The sequence below is a fragment of the Stutzerimonas sp. genome (assembly GCF_982611455.1).
Map to the genome: position 1 here is coordinate 66994 of NZ_CEXBBO010000008.1, position 24573 is coordinate 91566.

Consider the following 24573-nt stretch of genomic DNA (forward strand, 5'->3'; position numbering starts at 1 on the left):
GCGAGCTTGCTGGCGATCAGGTGGCCCGGATGAATGGATGGCCATCGGGTCGCTAGCAAGCTGTTCTTACGGGCCGCTCAGCCATCGCTTGGCGTCACGCGCCAGATCACATCACCCACGTCATCGGCGATCACCAGTGCGCCAGCGTTGTCGACGGCGACGCCCACCGGGCGGCCCATGGCTTGCTCCTCGTCATTGAGAAAACCAGTAAGAACGTCCTGCGCAGGGCCGTCTGGTTCGCCATTCCTGAACGGTACGAAGACGACCTTATAGCCGCTGCGGGGTTTGCGGTTCCATGAGCCGTGCTGCCCGATGAAGGCACCGTTGCGATAGCGTTCCGGCAGCAGCGAACCGTCATAAAACGCCAATCCCAACGAGGCGGTGTGGGCGCCGAGGGCGTAGTCGGGGACCAGTGCTTTGGCGACCAGATCCGGTCGCTGCGGTTTGACGCGGTCGTCCACATGCTGGCCGTAGTAGCTATAGGGCCAGCCGTAGAAACCGCCGTCCTGCACCGACGTCATGTAATCGGGCACAAGGTCGCTACCGATCTCGTCGCGCTCATTGACGGCCGTCCAGAGTTCACCGCTGTCCGGTTGCCAGGCCAGCCCGTTGGGGTTACGCAAGCCGGAAGCGAACAGTCGCAGCGTCTTTTTCTGCGGATCGACCTCGAGAATTGCAGCGCGGTTCTCCTCGGCTTCCATGCCGTTTTCGGCGACGTTGCTGTTCGAACCGCTGGTGACATACAGGCGCGATCCGTCCCGGCTGGCGATCACGTTCTTGGTCCAGTGATGGTTGATCGGCCCACCTGGCAGGTCGACGACCTTCTCGCCTTCATGCTCGATGCGAGTGGTGCCTTCTTCATAAGGGAAACGTATCAGCGCGTCGGTATTGGCGACGTAGAGCTGGTCACCCACCAGTGCCATGCCAAAGGGGGAATTCAGGCCTTCGAGAAAGGCCGTGCGCACTTCGGGCGTACCGTCGCCATCCTTATCGCGCAGCAGGGTAATGCGGTTAGCGCTCTGACCGCCGGAGCCGGCGCGGGCCATGACCTTTTTCATGATCCAGCCGCGGATGCCTTTGCCGTCTTCGGGCTTGGGCGGCGCATCGCTTTCGGCGACCAGGACGTCGCCATTGGGCAGCACGTAGAGCCAGCGTGGATGGTCGAGATCGCGGGCGAAAGCCTCGACATGCAGGCCGGGCGCTGCTTGCGGCGTTGCTCCGTCAGGCCAGTCGGTGGCTTCGGCGATATTGACGGTTGGGAACAGGGACTTGTCGGGCGCCGGAAGTATAGGGTCCGGCCCGTAACCCGCCTCCACCGGGACTTTGGCGGTATCGCTGCAACCGGCAAGGCCGAGCATGAGGTACGACGCGGTAATCAGATAGGCGTAGCGGCTTGGCATGGGCGGCTCCTGCGTTGTGTCTGAATAGAGGGCGTCGCGGTCGGATCAGGGACCCTGTTCGCGGTCGCGGCCTTGTTTGTCGTCGTTCTGCGAAGCCTTGGCGGCGTGTTGTTCCAGTCTTGGCATGAGCAGAAATATCACCAGTGCGAAGCAGGTTGTGAGCACCGCCGTGGCTTCGTGGCCGAGCCCGGCAGCGACGCCGATGGCAGCGGTGAGCCAAATGCCGGCGGCTGTGGTCAGGCCTTTGACGTCCTGAATCGAGTTGCCCTTGAGTATGGTGCCTGCACCGAGGAAGCCGATGCCGGTGATGATGCCTTGCATGACTCGCGACAGATCCGCGAGCGGCATGCCTCCTTCAAGCGGCACCAGCACGAACAGCGCGGCGCCCAGCGACACCAGCATGTGCGTCCGCAATCCGGCGGCCTTACCCTTGTATTCGCGCTCGTAGCCAAGCACACCGCCGAGTACAGCGGCTAACAACAGCCGCACCGACACGCGAATCGCATGTTCGAGATCGGGAAGGTCGGAAAATTCTGACGCGACGGTGCGGCCCAGTATTTCCCACCATTCCATGATCGCCTCCGGCTAGCCCCGCGATTGCGGCTGTCTGGCGTTCGAGTCATGGCGCGCCTGGCGGTTCATTCGGCGACCTCGAAGCGCAGCATGCCAATCATCTGTCCGGCTTCGGTCATGACCCGGACGCGCCACCTGCCTTCTGCGTTATCGGGGAAGTTGCGCTTGTGGGTCCAGGCGCGATAACCCGCGTCTCGTCCGCCGCTGATATCCAGCGCAATGCGGTCGACGCGCCGGCCGTTGTGCATCCATTCATGGTAGATGCGTTCCTTCAGGCCGCGCGGTGCGTTGATCGCGGTGAAGGCATAGAGTCCGTTGGCGTGTAGCTCGCTGCTGGTCAACTGGCGCAGACGATTGCCAGGTTCGCGCGAAGCATCGTTCAGAGTCATGGTCACCGCCACGTCGGTCAGCCACAGGGTCGCTGGCGGTACCCAGGTGCGACCCATCCAGCCCGCCAGGCCGACGACTGCCGCCAACAGCGGAACCGCGATCAAGCTCTTCCAGTTCCACGTCGGGAACAGCCCGCTGAGGCTCGGTAACGCCAGCGCCACGGCGATACCCAGCGCCCAGAGATAACTTTGTGGCGTCGACAAGTGGAAGATGATCGGTAGTGCCGTCAGCAGTACGGCGAACAACGTCAGCGCATGGAAGGCCAGATAAATCCAGCGTCGCGGCGCCAGCCATTTGTAGTACAGCGGGTCGATCAGCGAGACCAGCGCGGCGACTCCTAGCATCACCGTGAACACGGATTGACCGCTGTTCCAAGTGGTGGTGATGAAGAAGAACGGAATGATGAAAAACAGGCTTTCCTGATGCACCATCTGTGTGACATAGCGCAGCAGCGGTCGCGGGACTTTCCAGCCGAACCAGCGCTCCAGGCTACGGCGCAGGCTGTTCTCCAGCATCAGCCAGAGCCAGCTGACCAGCATCACCGCGGCAATGACCTTGGCCAAGCCGGCTTGGCGCTCCACCAGCACGAAGCTGGCGATGCCCGAACAGAAGCCGAACAGCGCGACGGCGCCCGGATAGCGACGGATCAAGCGCGAGGCCAGCTCGAAAAGGGCGGAAAGCCGTGATTTCAGCAGCATGTCGATTTCACGAAGGTTGTCTCCGGTTGAGAGGGTTCATGGCCATGGCTGGGCAAGGATGTCGTCCCAGGCTTGCAGATAGCCTGGTTTGGTCGTGCAGCCCACGCGGCCTAGCAAACTGCCAGGGTCGATTGTCTGGCGGCCGTGTTTGAATTTCATCTTTACCAGCACACAGGCGCAACGGACGGAGCCGCTGATGAAGACATGTTCAAGGTAGGTGAAGCGGTCGTCGTGATAGACCACCTGGGACTCGATCGTCACTCGACTAAAGAGCTTGATTGGCGCGGCGAAGCGAATCAGTACCGAGGCGTTGACGAAGCCATAGCGGCGACGCATTAGGGTGCCGAAGAGGCCGGCACGGACAAGGAAGTCGATCTGCGCCGCTTCGGTCAGGCGCAGATAACGGTCGCTCTTGAGCTTGGCGATGCCGACATCCAGCGGGGTCACCAGAAAGCGCGCGGACAATCGCTCGTTAGGCGCCTTGCGCTCGCGGTTCAGCAGCGCCAGAAGCAAGGTCAGCGCATTGCGCAGCAAACCGGCCATGTCGATTCCTTATCTGTCGTGCCTGTCAGTCGGAAGGCGCAGCTGCACGTTGGTGTCGATCGGTGTTTGCCAATTAAGCACTCGGCAAGACAGGCGGTTCTGCTCGGACCGACTTATGCAGCGTTGCTATGGCGTGGCTGTGGCAGCGCGATCTATTGCAGCGCGTACTTCAGCGTAGGAACGCGCCGTTTCGGGCGTCAGGCGTACCAGCGGCAGGCCGATGGTTTGGCAGAGTTCATCGAGGAAGGCGTTGGCTTCGGTTGCCTGCTCCATTTCGATGGCGCAGAGCAGGTCCAGCGTCTGCCGGTCGCATAGAAGAAAATCGAAACACGCCGCCGAGATACGATTGACCGCTTGGTACCAAGGCGCTCGCCGAGGTATCGCCGTGACCTCGACCACATCAGCGACACGTACCTTGCTCAGGATCAGATGGTCGTCTCCCGCCGCCTGTTGCAGCAATGCCAGCAGTTCACGTTCGGCCGGTTGAAAGAACGGCCGTTTCAACTGATAGGGCATGCGCAGGGCTGGATGGTTGTATTGCCGTTGCTTGATATAGAAGACCAGCGCGAAGCAGACAAAAGCCACAAGTACCAATCCGAGAAAGGCCGTCATTTCATAATCTGCCCGCTCGACAGTGGCCGAGCTCGGGTCGTGATAGTGCCGGGTTGGACAAGCATGGGGCTGCTCCAGGGCTGGACGTAGATATTTGAACCGGGGAAGAAAGGGGAGTTCGCTTTCTATGAATTGTTCCGTCGAGTTCGAGCAGGAATATAGACGAGGCGTAGTTATCCCGTTTATCTGTGCAAGGTTCTGTGGATAACCTTGGGGCTGACCGTTCGAGCCCTTGCGACACTAAGGTTTTCGTTGCCTGATCAACCTTTGATCAATCCTGCATTGCTTCGCTTGTAGGCATAATGATGCACCTCATGCAAGGCGTTACTTGCTGATTTAAAAGAATTTTTATGACGTTGGCAGTGCGCCGCATAGTTATCCAAGATTGCTGTGGAGAGTCCTGTGGATAACCGTGGGCGAACCTCCGGCGAGCGCCGTAGACGTTGGGCTGCGGTCAGCTGTACAGTTTTCATCCAGCCGACCGATTGGTATTTGCCAGGCCTGAATAGGTCGTTTTTCAAGCTGAAGGGCGCACGCCCCATCGGGTCTCGGCGCTGGGCTGCCAGTCGTTCAGCAGCTGTAGCAGCGCTTGCGGTGATTCGCTGCGCTGGAGCATGCCGCGGTGTTGTGCCCGTACGAAGCCTTCGTCGACGAGGTGGTCGAGGAAGTGGCTGAGCTTGCTGTAGAAGTGATTGATATCGAGCAGGCCGAGCGGTTTGCGGTGATAACCAAGTTGTCCCCAGGTCCAGACTTCAAACAGTTCCTCAAGGGTGCCGAGGCCACCTGGCAATGCGATAAAAGCATCGGAGAGTTCGGCCATTCGCGCCTTGCGGGCGTGCATGCCGTTGACCACTTCCAGCCGGGTTAGTCCTTGATGGCCAATCTCCGAATTCTTCAGGCTCTGCGGAATAATACCGATCACTTCGCCACCAGCGGCCATGGAGGCGTCTGCAACCACACCCATCAGCCCAACTGCTCCGCCGCCGTATATCAGCCTGATGTTATTCGCCGCCAGGGTCTGGCCAAGCGCAATGGCCGCTTCCTGATAGACTGGATTGACGCCTTTGCTGGCGCCGCAGAATACGCAAATCGATCGTAGGGACATCGTCTACTCCGTCAGTTGAGTGGCCGGAAGGTTACCTCCCGGCGCGGTCGACGGCCAAGCAGATCGGGTCAGTATTCGAGGCGTTCCATACAAGCACCCCTGCCGCCAGGGCGTAATTGGCAAATAACATCTGGAACAAATCGAAGCTGGGCATTTCGGCACTCCTGTGCTGATTTGAACAAGCGACAGGTTATGCCTGTGCATCGCCTGTGGCTTTTAGCTTTTAAGCATGGAGGCGATAGCGTTCAGCCAGAATTAATTTATCCCCAATGATTGTGCAAAGCTTTGTGGATAACCTCTTTAGAACCAGTCTTAAGCCGCGCCGTCACTGAGGTTGCGGCCGCTGTGCGTTTTTTGATCAGGGTTCGGCTGTTGGGTTATAAATCGTTGAAATCTCAATTAAATATGGCTGCTTAAAGAAAAAGAACAGCCTGATAGCTGGTTATTTAGTTATTCAGAAAAGCTGTGGAGTGGTCTGTGCATAACATGGGGAAACGGGGCTTCAGGGGCTGCTGCGACTGCGCATTAGGACGTTGAACGAAAAGTAACCAATTCAAATGGCCATGACCGACCGCGCGGTCGCGCCGGGGCAATCTGGCGGCGCGCGCCGTCATCCCGCAGCGTTATGCCGGGGCATTCAGTCGCGGCCGTTTGATTGTGAGCCGGGTTAGCCTCGCCGACACTCGCTGCACCTTTGCAATGTCATCCAACTAACAAATCCGCTGGAGGATCCAAATGAGTGAAGCCATCCGCTTCGAAGACAAAGTGATAATCGTGACCGGCGCTGGTGGCGGTCTCGGCCGCGCCCATGCGTTGCTGTTCGCCCGTCACGGCGCCAAGGTGGTGGTCAACGATCTCGGCGGCAGCGCTCAGGGCGAAGGCGCCAACAGCTCAGCTGCCGACCGGGTGGTGGAAGAAATACGCGCGGCTGGCGGCACGGCCGTCGCCAACCACGACTCGGTCACCGATGGCGAGAAGATCGTGCAACACGCACTGGACAGCTTCGGCCGAATCGACGTTGTGGTGAACAACGCCGGCATCCTGCGCGACAAGACCTTCCATAAGATGGAAGACGCCGACTGGGATTTGGTCTATCGGGTGCATGTCGAAGGCGCCTACAAGGTCACCCGCGCCGCCTGGCCGCACATGCGCGAGCAGGCGTATGGTCGGGTGATTTTCACCGCGTCCACATCCGGCATTTACGGCAACTTCGGCCAATCGAACTATGGCATGGCCAAGCTTGGCCTCTATGGCCTGACCCGAACTCTGGCGCTGGAAGGCCGCAAGAACAACATCCTGGTCAACGCCATCGCGCCTACCGGCGGTACCCGTATGACCGAAGGGCTGATTCCGCCGCAGGTCTTCGAGCAGCTCAAGCCCGAGCTGGTGAGCCCGCTGGTGGTGTACCTGGCCAGCGAGCAATGTCAGGAAACGTCCGGCCTGTTCGAGGTGGGCGGCGGCTGGATGGGCAAGGTGCGCTGGGAGCGCAGCCTGGGTGCCGGTTTCGATCCGAAGACAGGCTTCGATGCCGAAGATGTAGCCGCCAACTGGGCGCAGATCTGCAACTTCGAAAACGCTACGCATCCGGCCGACAACATGGAAGCGCTGAAGGAGGTGATGGCCAATCTGCAGAAATACGCCGGCTAAGCTCGGCGGGCGCTGCGAGATAACGCAGCGGGGCGTCCCGAGCGGCAACAGAATCATCACGAAGGCCGCGCTGTCGGTCCGGATATGTTGAGCCTCGAGCCGCCAATGCGATCAGCGAGGCGGCGGATCAGCACGGTATACAGGCCATGCTGTGGCGAGGCGCCCAAACTCCATATGCGCAGAGCGCCAGTACAAGCTCAGGCCGAACGGCACAGCGCTGTTCCGGGCAGACATAGCCTGCAAATCGGCCATTATCGTGTACGACCATGGTCGCAACGGCCTCTGGTGCGTTGAGTGCGCAGTTGTCGCGGAGTAAACTGCCGCCCCCGTAAGGCTCGTCGATTGGAGTGGACATGCGCAAAGACAAGAAAAAGGTGGTCGGTGAAGAGATCGCCGACGAGTCGATCAAATTGTTTCTCGAGCCTGAGCCTACGGACGATACGCCGCCAGCGTTGCACAAGCTGATCAAGGCCTATCGCGGTTTGCGCGTCGATGATTTCGAGCGCTTTCTTGGTTTCTTTGTCGAAGCCGGGTACGACCTAAACGCGAAGGATGCCAAGGGGCAGGACTTTATCGCCCTGATCGCCGATCAGCGTCAGGCCGGGCCTTATATCGAGCTGATCCGGGCCGCCCGCGGCTGACGGCTACACCCGCATTGGCTTATTGCTGCCAGTGCAAGCGACACCATTTGGACCTGGCTGAGCAATCGGCAGCCATACTCGTTTTTCTCGCTGCACGTGTCCCGTAGAGCCCAGGCTTTTTGCCCTGCTCCGGGAACTTCGGAGCGAGAGGGAGGAAGGCCAAAAGCCGTTCTTCCGACAGCGGGCAGACACCTTAGGGTGCCTGCCTTTGGGCACAAGCCCGAGCAGCGGTCTAGAAACCCTCCTCCGTTTCTAGTCGCCTGGCTGGTGGTTCTACACGATCGCGTACTGCGGTCGTGACAGTTTAATGCTGTGATTCTGGAGAACGCGTTAATGACGCAACACGATAGCGAAGCCGTGGATATGGTGCTGGTGGGAGCCGGCATCATGAGTGCGACCCTGGCAGTCCTGCTCAAGGAGCTCGATCCTAGCATCAAGCTGGAGATCGTCGAATTGCAGGAATCCGGAGCCGTCGAAAGCTCGAATCCCTGGAACAACGCCGGGACCGGCCACGCCGGGCTGTGTGAACTGAATTACACCCCGGACAACAAGAACGGCCCCATCGACATCAAGAAAGCCGTCACCATCAATAGCCAGTTCGAGGTTTCGAAGCAATTCTGGGCCTACCTGACCGGTCGCGAAGGCTTCGGCAGCCCCAAGGATTTTCTCAATGCCGTGCCTCATCTAAGCTTCGTTCGCGGCAGCAAGAACATTGAGTTCCTCAAGCGCCGCTTCGAGGCGTTGAAGGCTCATCACGCGTTCGAAGACATGGTCTACAGCGAAGACCGCGCCACGATGGAAGAGTGGATGCCGCTGATGATGCCGGGCCGCGCTGCCGACGAGCCGATTGCCGCGACTCGCGCCATGAACGGTACCGATGTCAACTTCGGTGAGCTAACCCGGCAGATGCTGGTGTACCTGGCGGCCAAGCCGGGCGTGAAAATGTCTTATTTCCAGAAGGTCACCGGCCTTGCGCGCAATGGCAAAGGCTGGCGCGTGGAAATCAAGAACACCCGTGATGGCAGCAGTCGTGAACTTGATGCCGGTTTCGTCTTCCTCGGCGCAGGAGGCGCGGCATTGCCGCTACTGCAGATGTCGGATATTGAGGAAGGCAAGGGTTACGGCGGCTTCCCGGTCAGCGGCCAGTGGCTGCGCTGCGACAACCCGGAAATCGTCAAGCAGCACCAAGCCAAGGTCTACAGCCTGGCGGCCGTCGGGGCGCCGCCGATGTCCGTACCGCATCTGGATACGCGTGTGGTGGATGGCAAAAAGTCGCTGCTGTTCGGACCGTACGCGGGCTTTACCACGAAGTTTCTAAAGCATGGTTCGCCGCTCGACCTGCCAATGTCGATCCGTCCAGGAAACCTCAAGCCGATGCTGGCCGTGGCGCGCGACAACATGGATCTCACTCGCTACCTGATCAAGGAAGTGCGGCAATCCATGACCGATCGCCTGGAAACCCTGCGCGGCTTCTATCCGGAGGCCAAGGCTGAAGACTGGCGCCTGGAAGTGGCGGGCCAGCGCGTTCAGATCATCAAGAAAGATCCAAAGAAAGGCGGCATTCTGCAGTTCGGTACCGAACTGGTGTCGGCTCGGGACGGTTCCATCGCAGCGTTGCTGGGTGCGTCCCCAGGTGCTTCGGTGACTGTTTCGATCATGCTCGATCTGATCGAACGCTGCTTCCCCGAGCAGGCGAAGAGCGCGGCGTGGAGCAGCAAGCTCGGCGAGATTTTCCCGGCCCGCGAGAAGGTTCTGGAAACCGACGCTGCGGCCTACCGCGAAGTCGTCGCAGTGGTCGATAAGCGTCTGGGTCTGGCTGAGTAAGTTCGGCTCGACGCGCGTTACCTGAAGCCGCGCTGTTCGTCATGAGCAGTGCGGCTTTTTTATGCGTCGAGCAACCATCAGGATATGGAAGCTCCGCCTGCGTCAAGTGTTTGCCGATCCATCCGAGGCGTACCGCTCGCCAGCGGTCACCTTAAGGTTGCTCTGCAGCAGTCAGCAGCATGCGGAAACGGTGATCGTCTTTGAGCAAGGCCCATTGGATTGATCAAGACCTGGCGGCGTCACACGGGGCGTGGCAGAAGGGTGATCAAAAGAGAAATCTGATGGGGTCCAAGGGCGTCGATGCTTCTATCGCAGCATCTGCATGACAGCGCGATGAAGGGAACATTGCTCGCGCCGTACGGGTCTTTAGCGCATCACTGTCGAACGGTTGCGGTGCTGGTTATACTGCGCGCCATTCATCCCCTAACTGGAGAAAACAGCATGCTGCAACGCCTGTTGTTCAGTCTTGTCGCCGTGTCTGCACTGGCTCTTGCCGGCTGTGCGCACAGCCCGCAACAGCTCGATCCGACCCCGAAACTCAACGAAACCATCAACCCGGTCGGCCAGGGCCAGCCGGTGGCGGTGCGGGTAGTGGATGGCCGCTCATCACCGACCCTCGGCACTCGTGGCGGTCTGTATCCGGAAACCAGCGCGGTAATCGTGCCGAAGGACAAGATCATACCCAAGCTCCAGGCTCAGGCTGAAGCTGCAGTCCGTCTGCTTGGCTTCACGCCCTCGGCCAACGCCTATAACGCTCCGCAGTTGACGTTGACCTTGGCCGAGCTGAAATACCAGTCGCCGAAAGAAGGGTTGTACGTGACCGAGGCGAACGTCGGCGCGACCTTCCGTATCGAGGTGCAGAACGGTGGTCGCCGCTACACTGGACGCTACGGCGCCTCGCTGAATCAGCGCTTCGGCATGGCGCCGAACGAGCAGACCAACACAAAGCTGGTCAGCGAAGTGCTGAGCGATGCATTGACCCGTGTGTTCCGCGATCAGAGCATCAGCCAGGTGTTGGCTCAGTAACGCTTCAGCGCAACGATCTTCCGGCCTTGCGCCGGGACTGAGAACCCGCATCTCGATGCGGGTTCTTCGTTTTTAGCGCGGGTTACCGGGGCGAGAGACAGCGATTTGCAGGCGTGACGATAATTGTCGTGCCTACCGCTGACTTTTCAGGCCGCCGGTAGGCAAAAAATATCGAAAACAAAACGCCCCGAACCAGTCGGGGCGCTTGTCGTTCACATGACAGCTACGCAGGGATCAGCGCACGCCAGAGTTGCGCAGGGCCGCCGGGGTGTACTGATTGGAGTTGGCCTTGTAGTTATAGGTGTAGGGGTTCTTTTCCTCGTTCTTCATGCCCATCACCAGGTAACGACCGGAGACCAGGTCATACAGGGTTTCCATGGCGTACAGCGGAACCTGATCGTTGTAGATGTACTCGGCATGCGCCTCGGCGACGCGCCAGAGCATGTTGCGGCCGTCGTAGTGATCGATGACTGCGGCCTGCCAGGTATCCTCGTCGATGAAGAAGTGGCGCTTGGCGTAGATGTGGCGCTCGCCGGTCTTCAGGGTCGCCTCGACTTCCCACACGCGGTGAAGTTCGTAGCGGGTCAGGTCCTGGTTGATGTGACCGGGCTTGATGATGTCGTCGTACTTGAGCTTCGGCGAATCCAGGCGGTAGGAGTTGTAGGGGATGTACATTTCCTTCTTGCCCACCAGCTTCCAGTCATAGCGATCCGGGGCGCCGTTGAACATGTCCAGGTTGTCGGAAGTGCGCAGGCCATCGGCTGCCGTGCCCGGGCCGTCGTAGGCGACTTGAGGTGCGCGGCGAACGCGGCGTTGGCCGGCGTTGTAGATCCACGCCATGCGCGGCTCTTTCACCTGGTCCAAGGTTTCATGCACCAGCAGGACGTTGCCGGCCAGGCGCGACGGGTCTGTGACCTGTTGCTTGAAGTAGAAAAGAATGTTGCCGTGCTTTTCCGGATCGTAGTCGGTCAGGGTGTCGGTGTAGACCACTTCATCGACGAATTTGACCAGGCTGTAGCTGCCGTTCACCTGCGGCGTGGCCTGTGCCACGACGCGGCGGGCCGAGCCACCGCGATAGCGGGTGATGTGGTTCCAGATCACTTCCAGGCCGTCCTGGGGAATCGGGAAGGCTACCGCCGTATCGAAGTTCTCCAGACCGTTGCCGCCGCGAACCAGCTTGGTCTGGGTCGCGTTCTTCTTCACTGTGTCATAGATCCGCTGAGGCACGGCAGCGCTGCGGCGGGTTTCAAAGACCGGTAGGCGATAGGTCTCGGGATAGCGCTTGAGCATGGCAATCTGGCCAGGGCTCAGGTTGTCCTTGTACTGCTCGAAGTTCTGCGCGGTGATGGTGAACTTGGGCTTGTCGTTCGGGTAAGGATCGCTGACGAAGCCATCTGCGCTGACGGCGGCCGCGTCGGTTGGCAGGCCTCCGGTCCACGCGGGAATGGTGCCGGCGGCGTTGCCGGCTTTCTCGGCGCCGAGAGGCGTCAGGCTGTTACCCAGCTTGGCTGCTTCCGATTCGGATACCGCAGCCATGGCTCCATTTGCCAGCACGGCGCTCGCCAGCAAAGTGAGAGTGAGTGCCCCCGTTTTCAGTATCTTCTTGTTCATTATTCTGTCCTGTTGATCCTGAGTAGCTGATTCCCTACGAGGTGCAGCCGTAAGCGCGGCGCTCGAAGGTGGCGACTTCCACGTGAGAGGTAGCGGGCCGGTACAGGCCCGGTAATGGCGTCAGAGACGCAGCGATTACAAGTTGCCGTTTGCTCGACTCCGTGGCAGTCCCGTCTGGTTGCTCAAGCCAGGCGCACGCTCTATTTCGGTTGTTCGAGACGAAGTGAGGGTGAAGCTGCGCGGGACTATAAGTCAACGATCGAGGCACGGACTATCTGCATAAATGGCGCAAATACCCGGCAAATTGCCATCCCTTGGTCGCGTCTCGTTTGGTCGGAAGCCGGCTGAACCGCAGGCTGCGCTTCGGTAGACTTCGCCGTCGCACCCAGGATGCCCTGGGCTTATGTTTTTCGGCGTGCCGGGGAGGTTCGGTTGTCACTGCAGTTCGACGTATCGGGTTTGGCCAGTCTGGCCTTGTTGCTCAATTCAATGGCGCTGTTGATTGCGGTCGGTGGCGCCTGGCTGCTGTTGGCGACGCGCTGGCGCCAGCAACTGGCGGTCAACACCTCCTATCTGGCTGGGTCCAGTGCGCAGGCGGTCGAACAGGTCAGAACGCTGGCGACCCAGCGCATTGACCGCTTCTTCTATTGCTTCGGTTTCGGCAGCCTGGGCTTGGCCTGGCTGTTGTCCTCGCTCACCCGGTTGGTATGAGCCGCCAGCCGGGCATCATCTAAAGACTCAGACCTGCCTTCAACCGGTGCTGATTGCGCACCGGCGTGGCGTATTGCTGGATCAGGTAGGGCTGCTGCACGCTTGGGCAGGAGGCCAGACGCTTGCTCCATTCGGCCTCGGCACGGGCGATTTCCTCAGGCTTGAACAGTTCGGCGATGCTAGGGATCGATAACTCCGAATCGCGTCCATCCCAAATCCGGTACGCCAGATAGTTCACTGGAAACAGGCGGTAGTCGCAAAGGATCTGCTGGTCGATCCTTGCGGCCAGCTGCTTGGCATCCTCCGGAACCTCGGTGATCGGTGTGCCGAAACTCACATGCACACGGCCTTTGTAGCCGGTGATTCCGAGCGCGATACTGGTGTCGTCTTCGCCGGGCGCCTTGGCGTAGGTGCCGGTCGTGGCACGGATGTAGAGTTCGCGCGCCTTGGCTTGATCGCAGGGGTCGTACTCGTAGCTGATCGACACAGGCGTTGGGCGCAGCCCTGTCAGTACGCTGGCGAACGACTCGTCTTTGCGGCTCATGTGCAGCATTTTCAGGATCGCCGAATCGGTGCGATCGTCACCGTCCTTGGCGCGGCCTTCAGCTTGGGCGATCCAGATCGATTCGCCATCGTTGCGGATCGAGTGGTTGATATAGGCGGAGAGCAGTTGGTAGGCGGCGAGCTTTTCGCGCCGGCCGGTGACCGAACGGCGCACGATGAAACTCTTGTTCAGCCGCATCAGGTCACTGACGAAGGGCCGTTGCAGCAGGTTGTCACCGATGGCGATGCGCGGTGTGCGCATCTTCGCCTGGAACACCGCGTAATTGACGAACGCCGGGTCCATCACGATATCGCGATGGTTGGCCAGGAACAGATAGGCGCAGCCGGGTTGCAATTTCTCCAGCCCGGAATAGGTGATGCCATCGGTGGCGCGCTCGATGGTGCGGTCGACGTACATCTCGATCCGCGCTTGAAGCGTGTCGATTGAATGGATGCTGGCGAACTCGCGACGCAGTCGTTGCGCTATAAGTGGTTTAAGCATCCAGCCCATCGGGCCGGCCAGTCGCGGAAAGCGAAAGTGCACCAAGATGTCGAGGAACTCCCGGTCGGCGAACAGCCGTGCCATCACGGCAGGGACTTCGGCGTCGGCATAGGGTCGGATGGCTTCGAATTCGTCCATCATGCTCTCTGTAAGGGAAACGACTGAATGACCCCAACTGTCTTGAGGTCGAAACTGGACGGCGATTATAGCGGCAAGTCATGCAGGAGACGCTGATGCTCGAAACACAGGATTACCAATGCCCCTATTGCGGCGAAGTGGTGGAGGCGCTGCTCGATCTGAGTGGCGGCGATCAGCGCTACATCGAAGATTGCTCGGTCTGCTGTCGGCCAATCATTTTCGATCTGCGGACCGATGGCAGCGATTGGCAGCTCGACGTACTGCGGGAGGATGAATGATGCAACGTATTTACGAACCCCGCGATCTGCTCGAGGCCGAGATGCTTTGCGGAATGCTGGCAGCAGAGGGCATCGAGGTGTTTCTTACCGGTCGGCATCTGATCGGTGCACTGGGTGAGCTGCCGGTTGCCGGCCTGCTCGGGTTGATGGTGGCGGATGAACATGCCGAGCGCGCGCGACAGCTGATCGCTGAGTACAATGGCGCCGAACCGCTGCCCGGTGACGAGCCCGAAAGCTATCCGGGCGAGCTCATCTGCTAGTCGCCGACGCAAGGTCGTCTGCCATCCAAGCCCAAGCCGATATTTCGGCGCCCACGATTCTCAGCCCAAGAGTCCCGTTCATGTGTGGCCGCTATGCCCTGTTCCGCTGGAGTCCGGCCTTCGCCGCGCTGCCGGGTTTTCCCGCTGATCAGCAACCGCACTGGAGTCTGGCGCCGGGGACATCGGTATTGCTGTTACGACAGATCGACGACGAGCTGCAGGTCAGCAGCGTGCGCTGGGGCCTGACACCGGCCTGGCTGACCGACTTCACCCGGACCCCGGCCCAGGCGCGGGCGGAAACGCTGGCCGAGCAGCCAATGTTTCGCGATGCCTTCCGCCACCGCCGTGGCGTGCTGCCGGCCAACGGCTTTTATGAATGGCGCGGTACCGCGCGCAAACGCCCCTATTGGATGACCACTGAAGATTCGCTGATGTATTTTGCCGCGATCTGGGAAGCCTATCCGGTGCAGGGCCACACTTACTTCAGCGCGGCAGTGGTAACGCTCCCGGCGGCGAACCAGCGGAGGCCGCTGATGCTGGACCAAACAGGTATGGCCGCCTGGCTCAATCCCGAAACCCCGCTCGAAGCGCTTCAAGCTTTGCTCGTGGCGCCGCAGCCAGCGCTACGCGAGCGGCCGTTGGCGACTTTTGTCAACGACCCCAAGCTGGATGCGCCGGAATGCCTGACGCCGGTCAATTAGCCGCTTGGCTCAAACCGCGGACTGTTGATCAAGCGCTGCTGCTGCCCGGCCAGCTGCATCAGTCTGGCGCTGAACTGACTGGGTTCTTGGCGTCATCGCAACCAGATCGATCTTGATGGACGAGACAGCAACCCGCCCGACGCCTGATCCGGTTGCCCGGCGGGCGGGCTCGCTCTAGCATACGGCGCAGAATCCACGGGAGACGCGACATGCTCAAGCCGCATCCATTTACTCTTTTCCTTGCAGCCTCCGTGCTCGCCGGCTGCCAGGCGGTCAATACCACCAGTGGCGGTGCCGTTGGCGTCGACCGCAAGCAGTACATGTTCAGCATGTTGTCGACCGAACAGGTCAACCAGATGTATGCGCAGTCTTATCAGCAAACGCTGAGTGAGGCCTCGCAGAAGGGTGTGCTCGAGAAAAGCAGCGCGATCACCAAGCGCGTCAACGGCATTGCCCAGCGCCTGATTGCCGAGGTGCCGGCGTTCCGTCCGGATGCGGCGCAGTGGAACTGGGAAGTCAACGTCATCGACAGTCCGGAACTGAACGCCAACTGCGGCCCGGGCGGCAAGATCATTTTCTACACCGGGCTTATCGAAAAACTGAACCTGACCGACGACGAGATCGCTGCGGTGATGGGCCACGAAATCGCCCATGCTTTGCGCGAACATGGCCGCGAGGCGATGTCCAAGGCTTATGGCGTACAGATGGCGACGCAGATCGGTTCGGCATTCGGCGTCGGCGATGGCAGTCTGCAATTGGCCAACATGGGCGTCGAATATCTGATGACGCTGCCGAACAGCCGTAGCAACGAGAACGAGGCTGATCTGATCGGGTTGGAATTGGCGGCGCGTGCGGGCTACAACCCGAACGCGGCGGTCAGTCTGTGGCAGAAGATGGCGGCCGCGGGCGGCTCTGCACCGCCGGAATTCCTCAGCACGCACCCTTCGTCGAGCAGCCGCACGCAGGCCTTGCAGGAGAACATTCCGAAGGTGATGCCGCTGTACCAGAAGAATCGCTGAAGCATGGCTGCCACCGTCCGGTTCAGGTCGGCGGCAGCGTAATCGGGATTGGGCTATCCATGCCGAGCTGTTGCCGGGCGCTCTCCAGGTCGAACAGCGTATTGATTTCTTCGATATCGCCGCCCGGGTTGAGCGTCCATATCGACATGGCGGCGACCGTGAGGATCTTGCCGCTCGGGGCATGTCCGAACACCGTTTTCTCCAGCGTGCCGAACAGGGTGCTGGAGGTGACGACGCGGTTACCCTCACTGAGGCACTCATCCACTACCACTTCGAGATCCGGCATCGCCTGGCGGATTTCCCGCACGATCAGGCCGAAGCCAGCACTGTTGACCGGCTGCGTAATGAATGAGCTTTTGTAACTGAAATAGCGACTCTGCAACTGTTCGGCCAGCGCCAGTCGGCCCTTGCTCCAGCTCAGGTCGATATGCTGCCGAACCCGCCGTTTTCGTTCCTCCGGTGACATGCAGCCTGCTCCCCCTGAAATGCCGCCAGAACGCGGTGAACACGCACTCTAGCAGCCCCGTGGGCGTGGCAACTTGCGCTGCGTATCAGACTGGAAGCGTACCGCTCAAGCTCAGCGCCTGGTAGGCCGCATATAGGGCCAATGCGGCGAAGCAGATGGCTGCGATTCTGCGGATCAGCGTGAGCGGCATGCGATCGGCGGCGAAGTTGCCGGCCAGTACCACCGGTACGTTGGCGAGCAGCATGCCCAGTGTGGTGCCGATGATGACCAGGATGAAGTCGGGATATTGCGCGGCCAGCATGACGGTCGCGACTTGAGTCTTGTCGCCCATTTCCGCGAGGAAGAATGCGATCAAGGTTGCGACGAAGGGGCCGAAGCGACGCCCGCGCGAGGCTTCGTCCTCTTCGAGTTTGTCCGGCACTAGAGTCCACAACGCCACCGCGGCAAAGGAAGCAGCCAGAACCCAGCTGAGGATGGCGGGGGAGACCAGCGAAGAGACCCAATTGCCAACCGCGCCGGCAGCCGCATGGTTGGCCAGGGTGGCGATGACGATGCCCCAGATGATGGGCAACGGACGCCGATAGCGGGCCGCCAGTAGCAGAGCGAGAAGCTGGGTTTTGTCGCCGATCTCAGCGAGCGCCACGACCAATGTGGGGATATAGAACGATTCCAAGCAGACTTCCTTGCGGGGGCGGGTCGACGAAATCACCATGACACGCATCGCCTGCCCGCCCCGGGTCAGGTGTACGTGTCATGGGTCTTGTCAAACCGGGCGTGGCTGCCGAAGCAGGCCGCGCGGGTCGCATGCACCATGGTCTGTGGACCAAGTATGTTGACGCATGCCAGGCGAGCAGGGCGCTCACCGGAGACTACTCCCCCAGGACGGGCGCGAGTTTGCCCAAGCATGGCGCGATGCGCAAGTCGGAACGCCGATAGTCAGCCGCGTTTGGCGCGATAGATGCGAAAGCCGTCCGCATTGACGAGGGTTTCGCAGTGACCCAGATGGGCCTCGATCAAGGGCGGATACCTGAGAAAAGCGTTGGCTACCAGGCGCAGCTCACCACCGCTTCGCAGGTGGCTGGCAGCGCGCTGCAGGAGTGCCTCGCTGGCCTCGTAATGGGTATGCACGCCTTGATGGAACGGCGGATTGCTGATGATCGCGGCGCAGTCTCCCGGTGCGGCATCGATGCCATCACCGGCAATGACGTCGGCGTCCAGCCCGTTGGCTGCCAAAGTCATGCGGCTGCTTTCGACGGCAAACGCATCCACATCCAGCAGCACCAAGTCGCTGTGTGGATAACGCCTTTTCAGCGACGCGCCGATAATGCCAGCGCCGCAGCCGAAATCTAGCAACTGGCCCGTCGGTAATCCATCGAGGTGTTCCAATAGCAGCGCGGTGCCGCGATCGAGCCGGCCATGACTGAATACGCCCGGCAGGCTGACGATTTGCAATGGGCCGTCCGCCAGTTCGAGACTGAAGCGCTGCGCAAGCAGTTGCAGATCGGGAGCAGGCGGGGCGTTGTCCACCTTGACCTGCCAGAGCTGGCAATGCCGGGCGCTGTCGAGCTTGCGCGCCTCGCCGAACGGCGCGAGTTGTTTGGCTGCTCGCTCCACGCCGGCGCGCTTTTCCCCGACCAGATACAGCAAACGGCCTGGCAGCCTGGCCGCCAGTGCGTTAAGCAGATAGTCGGTCAGCTCGCGGGATTTGGGTAGAAACAGAACGGCGGCATCGAGAGCGGCTGCTGGCACTTGCACGCCGAAAGCGCAGCGGCCGCTGAAACGAGCTTGCAGGGTTTTGTGCTCACCGGCGTGCCAACTCCAGCCTGTCGCCCCGCGCAGTTGGCCGAGCAGGTCGTCGGCCGGCAAGCCGGCGAGCAGCACGTCGCCGCGGAAGAGTTCGGCCTGGCGCAGCAACACTTCGCTTCGCGGATCCATTGGTGCCTCCGGCAAAAGCGGACGAGCTTAGCAGTCTTATCCCTGGCTGCAGAAGCGACGCGTCAACCCACTTGGCGCTTCGGCGTGCCGGCAAAAAACGCCTCGGCGTTCTCGCATAGCTGACCGACGATGCGTTGGCGCGCCTCGCGGCTGCCCCAGGCGCTATGCGGCGTTACGATCAGGCGCGGTACATCTGCGGCCAATAGCGGGTTGTCAGCGCTTGGCGGCTCGCTGATCAGTACATCGGTGGCGGCGCCGCCCAGATGGCCTTGGCGCAGGGTGTCCGCCAGCGCCTGCTCATCGATCAGGCCGCCGCGGGCGGTATTGATGATGAACGCCGATGGCTTCATCAGCTGCAATTCGCGTGCGCCGATGAGGTTGCGCGTGTGCTCGGTCAGCGGGCAATGCAGGGTCAGGGCGTCGACCTGAGGCAGCAACTCGTTGAGCTCCAGACGATCCGGGCGCGGTGGGCGGCCGGGCAGGTTGCCCGTCAGCACGCGCATTCCAAGCGCCTCGGCCAGCCTGGCCACGGCGCTACCCAGCTCGCCATGGCCGAGCACGCCAAGAGTCTTGCCGGCCAGTTCGACGATGGGGAAGTCGAGCAGGCAAAATTGGCCGCTTTCCTGCCAGCGTCCGCGGGCCACGGCACCTTGGTAATCGGGAAGTCGCGTGGCAAGCGCCAACAACAGCATCAAGGTGTGCTGGGCAACGGTGGCGGTGCCATAGGCCTGGCAATTGCTAACGGCGATGCCGCGCTGCCTGGCTGCCGTCAGATCGATGTTGTTGACACCGGTCGCAGCGACCAGAATCAGCTTCAGATCAGGGCAGGCGGCGAATACTGCATCGTTCAGCGCGATCTTGTTGACGATGGCGACCTGGGCACCTTGCAGCCGTTCGATGATCTGCGTATCGCTGGTCTGTGCGTGACAAATCAGTTCATCGAAGGCTGACTGCAGCGGAGCCAGATCCAGGTCCCCCTGATCGAGCGGGGAGAGGTCGAGGAATACTGCGCGGCGATTGCTCATGGACTTTACTCGTATGATCAGCGGGCGGACGTCCCGCCCCGGAATAGCGGAGTCGATTAGATGTACTGGATGGAATTTCTTACCGTGGCGCTGGTGCACCTGCTTGCCGTGGCCAGCCCCGGTCCGGATTTCGCAGTAGTCGTGCGTGAAAGCGTGACCCGCGGTCAGCGAAGCGGCAGTTGGACGGCCATCGGTGTCGGCAGCGGCATCCTGCTGCACGTGGGTTATTCGTTGCTCGGGATTGGTCTGATCGTCTCGCAGTCGATCGTGCTGTTCAACCTCTTCAAATGGCTAGCGGCCGGTTATCTGTTCTATCTCGGCTTTCAGGCGCTGCGCGCAAAGCCTGTCGCGGTCGGTGATCTGGCTCCGCCCTGCCCGGGGGAGGCACGTTCCGCCAGGCGTGCTTTTACCATTGGTTTCGTCACCAACGGTTTGAACCCCAAGGCTACGCTATTTTTTCTGTCGTTATTCACCGTGGTTATTGACCCCCATACCCCTCTCGCCGTTCAGGCTGGCTATGGGTTATATCTGGCGTTCGCCACTGGTCTGTGGTTCTGCCTGGTGGCTTGGCTGTTCAGCCGCGAGCGCGTGCGGGCCGGTTTCGCACTGGTTCGACCGGGTGACCGGCGCGGTGCTGATCGGCCTCGGTGTGCGCTTGGCGGCAAGCGAGATCGCTTAGTGGGTAGTTTGCAAAAACGACCGATTAGCCGGCAGCTGTAGCTGCGCAGGCGGCTGCAACGTTCTGTTGCACAGCCAGTCTGCGAGCTGAACGGCTGCGATGCAGACTGTCGAAGTTGCGCGGTGGGTTCCGCCGCGAAGATCCGGCGCCAGGCCGAAAGTTGTAGAGCGCATCTCATAACATCAATAACAAGGAAGCCCCTATGCTGCAGACCCGTGTGATCAAACCCGCCACGAACGCCTACCAATACCCCCTGCTGATCAAAAGTCTGCTGCTGTCGGGCCAGCGTTACGAGCGCACTCGTGAGATCGTTTACCGCGACCAGCTACGTTTCGACTATCGCACCCTCAATCAGCGCATCGCACGGTTGGCCAACGTACTGACGGCCGCTGGGGTCAAGGCCGGCGACACCGTGGCGGTGATGGACTGGGACAGCCACCGCTACCTCGAATGCATGTTCGCGATTCCCATGATCGGCGCGGTCGTGCATACCATCAATGTGCGCCTGTCTCCCGAGCAGATTCTTTACACCATGAACCATGCCGAGGATCGCTTCGTTCTCGTCAATAGTGAATTCGCGCCCCTGTATCAGGCGATCGCCGGCCAGCTCACCAGCGTCGACAAGACCCTGCTGATCACCGATGCGCGAGACAAAAGCTGCGATTTACCGAATTGCGTCGGGGAGTACGAAAGTCTGCTGGCGGCCGCGGAGCCGCACTATGATTTTCCCGATTTCGATGAAGATTCGGTTGCCACCACCTTCTATACCACCGGCACTACAGGGGATCCCAAGGGCGTTTACTTCACCCATCGCCAGTTGGTTCTGCATACGCTTGCAGGGGCGATTACTGTCGGCTGCCGGGACAATCCGCAGCTGATGGCGGCGGGCGATGCCTACATGCCAATCACGCCGATGTTCCACGTACACGCCTGGGGCTTGCCGTACGTGGCAACGATGCTGGGACTCAAACAGGTCTATCCGGGACGTTACGACCCGGAGTTGCTGATTGACCTATGGCGCCGCGAGAAGGTGACCTTCTCCCATTGCGTACCGACTATTGTGCAGATGCTGCTCAACGCCAAGGCCGCGCAAGGCGTGGATTTCAACGGCTGGAAAATCACCATCGGCGGCAGCGCGCTGACCCGCGGCCTCTACGAATCGGCCCGAGCCTGCGGCATGCAACTGGTGGCCGCCTACGGCATGTCGGAAACCTGCCCGTTGATTTCCGGTGCCCATATCAATGATGAACTGCGTCAAGCCAGTGAGGACGAGCAAACCAGCTACCGGCTCAAGGCCGGCATTCCGGTTGTGCTGGTCGACGCGGCGATCCAGGCACCGGACGGCAGCTTTCTGCCTGCTGACGGTGCATCCCAGGGCGAGCTGGTACTGCGAGCGCCGTGGCTGACCCAGGGCTACGCCGGCAATCCGGAAAAGAGCGAGGAGCTATGGGCTGGGGGGTGGCTGCATACCGGTGACGTCGCAACCATCGACGAGATGGGCAATATCGACATTCGCGACCGCATCAAGGATGTGATCAAGACCGGCGGCGAGTGGATTTCTTCCTTGGCATTGGAAGGGCTGATCAGTCGCCACGAGGCCGTACGCGACGTGGCGGTGGTCGGCGTGCCGGACGAGCGCTGGGGCGAACGCCCGTTCGCCTTGCTGGTGCTATGCGAGGGCAAGCAGCTCGATGCGTGGACCCTTCAGGGTTTCCTCGAACCTGCGGTGGAGCAGGGCCATATCAACAAATGGGCGATCCCGCAGCAGATCGCGGTGGTCGCCGATATCCCCAAGACCAGCGTCGGCAAGCTGGACAAGAAACGTATTCGGGTAGACATCGCCCGCTGGCTGGAAGAGGGCAGCAGCGCCATCTCGTCGATCTAGTTCGAACCGCTACCCTGGCCAGGCCCCAGCATTCTGCGGACCTTGTCTTCGAGAACCGCAATGTTGAAGGGTTTGGTCAGGACTTCGTAATCGTGCAAGGCGTTGCTGCGGTGCAGTACCGATTTCTCGGCATAGCCGGTGATGAACAGCACGCGCAGCGAGGGCCGCTTTTCTCGTGCCACATCGGCGAGTTGGCGTCCGTTCATGCCGCCGGGCAGGCCAATATCCGAAATCAGCAAATCCAAGTGCGTATCACTGTCGAGGATGCGCAGTCCGTTGGGGCCATCGGCGGCTTCGAGGGTCTTGAGTCCCATTTCTTGCAGCACCTCAGACACCAGCGTGCGAACGTTGGGTTCGTCATCGACCACCAGAACGGTCCGGCCCTCGACCGGGGCGGGCACCAGGCTCGCCGCCGTCTGAGTATCCTGACTAACAAGCTGGCCGTGATGGCGCGGCAGGTAAATCCAGACGCTGGTGCCTTCGCCCACGGTGCTTTCGATGCGCACGCCGCCGCCTGATTGTCTGGCGAAGCCATAGACCATGGATAACCCGAGCCCTGTGCCTTCACCCAATGGTTTGGTAGTGAAGAACGGATCGAAGACGTAGCCGAGCTTCTCCGGCGGGATGCCAACACCTGTGTCGCGAACGCCGAGCGCCACGTATTCGCCTGGCTGAAGCCCGAGCTCTTGGGCGGCCGGCTCGTCCAGCCTGAGATTTTCGCTGATCAACGTCAGCTGACCCCCATCAGGCATGGCGTCGCGGGCATTGATGGTCAGGTTAAGCAGCGCGTTTTCCAACTGGTTGGTGTCGCAGAGCGTAAGCCAGAGATCATTGGACAGCCGGGTCGAATAATCCACCAGCGGACCGGTGGTGCGCTGCAGTAACTCCATCATGCCTTCGACCAGCGCATTCAGATCGGTGGGGCTGGGGTCCAGTGTTTGACGGCGCGAAAACGCCAGCAGGCGATGGGTCAAGGCCGTCGCTCGGGTGGCCGAGCTCAGTGCGCTATCGACATCGCGCTGCAGATCGTCGACTCGACCCTGCTGCAGGCGCAACGACAATAGCTCCAGCGAACCGATCACGCCGGCCAGCAGATTATTGAAATCGTGCGCCAGGCCACCGGTCAGTTGGCCCACGGCCTCCATTTTCTGCGACTGGCGTAATGCCGCCTCGGTCTTGGCGCGCGCCGCGACCTCGGCATTGACGCGTTGCTCAAGGGTTTCGTTGAGACGATGCAGCGCATGCTCGGTGCGTTTGTGCTGGGTGATATCGAGGCAGGCCCCGACCATGTAGGAAGGCTTGCCGTCGGCATCGGCGAACGTCTGTCCTTTGTCGAAAATCCAGCGCTCGCTACCGTCTGGCAGAATCACCCGAAACTGCATCTCGAAGTCGTCGCCGTAGCGTGCGCAGAGCTCGCATTGCTGGACGATTCCTGTCCTGTCGTCGGAGTGAACCTTCTCAAGAAAATCGCTGAGCCAGCCCGAGGCCATGCCTTCCAGCCCGAGCAGCCGCTGCATGGGCAGGTCCATGTCCAAGCGATTGTTGTGCAAATCCAAGTAAAAGGTGCCGGTGCCGGAGGCCAGCAGCGCCGCGTTCAGGCGTTCGCTGCTCTCACGCAAGCGCAGTGCCACCGACTCCTGCTCCAGCAGGGTTTCGGTGACATCTTCGGCCTGATGAATGATGTGACTTACCCGGCCCTGTTCATCGAATACCGGCGAGTTGATGACGTCCCAGTAACGATTTTCATAACCGCCGCCGGCTTCGTCCGGGCGACGCAGCGCATAGCTCACCTGTTTCAGTTGCTGTGGTTCGCCGGTGCGCGCCACCTCTGCCAACGACGTACGCAACAGGCCGACGCCCTCGGCGCCAGGGCCAGATGCGCCTCCGCCATCGAAGATTTTGAATAGCGGCTCGCCGATCACATTTTCGCGACGCGTCATGGTGACTCGTAAACGCTGGTCGCTTGCGGCGACCATGGTGTAATCGGCGTCGTTCGCAACTACCAGCACGACGCCTGGCAGAGCGTCGAAAATGCGCAGCATATCCTGTATGTCGATGGCTCAGCTCCCGGCCAAATGCAGGCCCGTGCGTTCTCTATAACCTAGTAGTTGCCGATTTTCGGAAATAATTCCGATCCATTTCGAGGAGTCGGGCCGCCGACACGTTCAATCGCTGATTCGCGGTTCGTTGTCGGATAGCTCCACCGTCTACGGTGGCTATAGCTCAGGAACGGCAGGTTTCATATATATAAATCGTGTTTATTTTCAGCCGGGTGCTCCGTTGCGACAGGTTCGTCGGTACGTTCCGGTTCGGCACCTTGCTGGGTGTTAACCTAGCGGCGCATTTTCAGCCTGTGGCGGA

At 60.6% G+C, this 24573-nt stretch carries 23 protein-coding genes, 1 pseudogene and 1 riboswitch; of the genes and pseudogenes, 11 read left to right on the forward strand and 13 right to left on the reverse strand.

Going from position 1 to position 24573, the window contains the following annotated elements; all coding sequences use genetic code 11:
- Positions 1-77: 77 nt before the first annotated feature.
- The 6 genes from AC2LD7_RS07155 to AC2LD7_RS07180 form a co-directional block, all read right to left on the reverse strand.
- A complete protein-coding gene (locus tag AC2LD7_RS07155; RefSeq protein ID WP_484597063.1) occupies positions 78-1400 on the reverse strand; it encodes a PQQ-dependent sugar dehydrogenase in 1323 nt (440 codons plus the stop codon).
- A 45-nt stretch (positions 1401-1445) separates the two neighbouring features.
- Positions 1446-1973, reverse strand: coding sequence for an MgtC/SapB family protein (locus AC2LD7_RS07160; protein ID WP_484597064.1), 528 nt, complete (start codon positions 1971-1973; stop codon positions 1446-1448).
- A gap of 65 nt (positions 1974-2038) precedes the next feature.
- Positions 2039-3061, reverse strand: a complete 1023-nt coding sequence (locus AC2LD7_RS07165; protein WP_484597065.1) for a DUF5924 family protein — start codon at positions 3059-3061, stop codon at positions 2039-2041.
- 36 nt (positions 3062-3097) lie between these two features.
- A complete protein-coding gene (locus tag AC2LD7_RS07170) occupies positions 3098-3604 on the reverse strand; it encodes a thioesterase family protein (protein ID WP_484597066.1) in 507 nt (168 codons plus the stop codon).
- 126 nt (positions 3605-3730) lie between these two features.
- Complete coding sequence (locus AC2LD7_RS07175) at positions 3731-4216, reverse strand: DUF2726 domain-containing protein (RefSeq protein WP_484597067.1); 486 nt, start codon at positions 4214-4216, stop codon at positions 3731-3733.
- Between the two features lie 517 nt (positions 4217-4733).
- Complete coding sequence (locus AC2LD7_RS07180) at positions 4734-5321, reverse strand: cytokinin riboside 5'-monophosphate phosphoribohydrolase (protein ID WP_484597068.1); 588 nt, start codon at positions 5319-5321, stop codon at positions 4734-4736.
- A gap of 735 nt (positions 5322-6056) precedes the next feature.
- On the opposite strand from AC2LD7_RS07180, the gene AC2LD7_RS07185 reads away from it, so the two are divergent.
- The 4 genes from AC2LD7_RS07185 (at position 6057) to AC2LD7_RS07200 (ending at position 10459) form a co-directional block, all read left to right on the forward strand.
- The gene (locus AC2LD7_RS07185; RefSeq protein WP_484597069.1) at positions 6057-6968 is read left to right on the forward strand and encodes an SDR family oxidoreductase; all 912 of its coding nucleotides are present in this window, start codon (positions 6057-6059) and stop codon (positions 6966-6968) included.
- Positions 6969-7321: 353 nt separating this feature from the next.
- Positions 7322-7609 carry a PA4642 family protein gene (locus AC2LD7_RS07190; RefSeq protein ID WP_484597070.1) on the forward strand — a complete coding sequence of 96 codons (288 nt, stop codon included), beginning with the start codon at positions 7322-7324 and terminating at the stop codon, positions 7607-7609.
- A gap of 312 nt (positions 7610-7921) precedes the next feature.
- Complete coding sequence (mqo, locus tag AC2LD7_RS07195; protein ID WP_484597071.1) at positions 7922-9433, forward strand: malate dehydrogenase (quinone); 1512 nt, start codon at positions 7922-7924, stop codon at positions 9431-9433.
- Positions 9434-9874: 441 nt separating this feature from the next.
- Positions 9875-10459: a YajG family lipoprotein gene (locus AC2LD7_RS07200; protein ID WP_484597072.1), complete on the forward strand. Its 585-nt coding sequence runs from the start codon at positions 9875-9877 to the stop codon at positions 10457-10459.
- Between the two features lie 234 nt (positions 10460-10693).
- Here the strand turns inward: AC2LD7_RS07200 and AC2LD7_RS07205 are convergent, their stop codons facing one another.
- Positions 10694-12070 carry a DUF1329 domain-containing protein gene (locus AC2LD7_RS07205; protein WP_484597073.1) on the reverse strand — a complete coding sequence of 459 codons (1377 nt, stop codon included), beginning with the start codon at positions 12068-12070 and terminating at the stop codon, positions 10694-10696.
- 432 nt (positions 12071-12502) lie between these two features.
- On the opposite strand from AC2LD7_RS07205, the gene AC2LD7_RS07210 reads away from it, so the two are divergent.
- Positions 12503-12781 carry a hypothetical protein gene (locus AC2LD7_RS07210; protein ID WP_484597074.1) on the forward strand — a complete coding sequence of 93 codons (279 nt, stop codon included), beginning with the start codon at positions 12503-12505 and terminating at the stop codon, positions 12779-12781.
- Positions 12782-12800: 19 nt separating this feature from the next.
- Here the strand turns inward: AC2LD7_RS07210 and AC2LD7_RS07215 are convergent, their stop codons facing one another.
- A complete protein-coding gene (locus tag AC2LD7_RS07215; RefSeq protein WP_484597075.1) occupies positions 12801-13964 on the reverse strand; it encodes a 1-acyl-sn-glycerol-3-phosphate acyltransferase in 1164 nt (387 codons plus the stop codon).
- Positions 13965-14059: 95 nt separating this feature from the next.
- Between AC2LD7_RS07215 and AC2LD7_RS07220 the strand changes: the two genes are divergently transcribed.
- The 4 genes from AC2LD7_RS07220 (at position 14060) to AC2LD7_RS07235 (ending at position 16222) form a co-directional block, all read left to right on the forward strand.
- Entirely contained in the window at positions 14060-14242 is a 183-nt protein-coding gene (locus AC2LD7_RS07220) for a CPXCG motif-containing cysteine-rich protein (RefSeq protein ID WP_484597076.1), read from the forward strand.
- The gene (locus AC2LD7_RS07225; protein WP_484597147.1) at positions 14242-14502 is read left to right on the forward strand and encodes a putative signal transducing protein; all 261 of its coding nucleotides are present in this window, start codon (positions 14242-14244) and stop codon (positions 14500-14502) included. The genes AC2LD7_RS07220 and AC2LD7_RS07225 overlap by 1 nt, the downstream gene beginning before the upstream one ends.
- Positions 14503-14582: 80 nt before the next feature.
- A complete protein-coding gene (locus AC2LD7_RS07230) occupies positions 14583-15203 on the forward strand; it encodes an SOS response-associated peptidase (RefSeq protein WP_484597077.1) in 621 nt (206 codons plus the stop codon).
- Between the two features lie 209 nt (positions 15204-15412).
- On the forward strand, positions 15413-16222 hold the full coding sequence (locus AC2LD7_RS07235; protein ID WP_484597078.1) for a M48 family metallopeptidase: 810 nt from the start codon (positions 15413-15415) through the stop codon (positions 16220-16222).
- A 22-nt stretch (positions 16223-16244) separates the two neighbouring features.
- Here the strand turns inward: AC2LD7_RS07235 and AC2LD7_RS07240 are convergent, their stop codons facing one another.
- From AC2LD7_RS07240 to AC2LD7_RS07255, 4 genes are all read right to left on the reverse strand, one after another.
- Entirely contained in the window at positions 16245-16688 is a 444-nt protein-coding gene (locus AC2LD7_RS07240; RefSeq protein ID WP_484597079.1) for an ester cyclase, read from the reverse strand.
- An 85-nt stretch (positions 16689-16773) separates the two neighbouring features.
- Complete coding sequence (locus tag AC2LD7_RS07245) at positions 16774-17361, reverse strand: TMEM165/GDT1 family protein (protein ID WP_484597148.1); 588 nt, start codon at positions 17359-17361, stop codon at positions 16774-16776.
- An 18-nt stretch (positions 17362-17379) separates the two neighbouring features.
- Positions 17380-17585, reverse strand: a riboswitch (yybP-ykoY riboswitch).
- A 39-nt stretch (positions 17586-17624) separates the two neighbouring features.
- On the reverse strand, positions 17625-18623 hold the full coding sequence (locus tag AC2LD7_RS07250) for a methyltransferase (protein WP_484597080.1): 999 nt from the start codon (positions 18621-18623) through the stop codon (positions 17625-17627).
- 62 nt (positions 18624-18685) lie between these two features.
- A complete protein-coding gene (locus AC2LD7_RS07255) occupies positions 18686-19648 on the reverse strand; it encodes a 2-hydroxyacid dehydrogenase (RefSeq protein WP_484597081.1) in 963 nt (320 codons plus the stop codon).
- A gap of 60 nt (positions 19649-19708) precedes the next feature.
- Here AC2LD7_RS07255 and AC2LD7_RS07260 point away from each other — a divergent pair.
- Positions 19709-20327, forward strand: a pseudogene (locus AC2LD7_RS07260) (LysE family translocator).
- A 202-nt stretch (positions 20328-20529) separates the two neighbouring features.
- Positions 20530-22212, forward strand: a complete 1683-nt coding sequence (locus tag AC2LD7_RS07265; protein WP_484597082.1) for a fatty acid--CoA ligase — start codon at positions 20530-20532, stop codon at positions 22210-22212.
- On the opposite strand, the gene AC2LD7_RS07270 is transcribed toward AC2LD7_RS07265, so the two are convergent.
- Positions 22209-24254, reverse strand: coding sequence for an ATP-binding protein (locus AC2LD7_RS07270; protein WP_484597083.1), 2046 nt, complete (start codon positions 24252-24254; stop codon positions 22209-22211). The genes AC2LD7_RS07265 and AC2LD7_RS07270 overlap by 4 nt on opposite strands.
- Between the last annotated feature and the right edge of the window lie 319 nt (positions 24255-24573).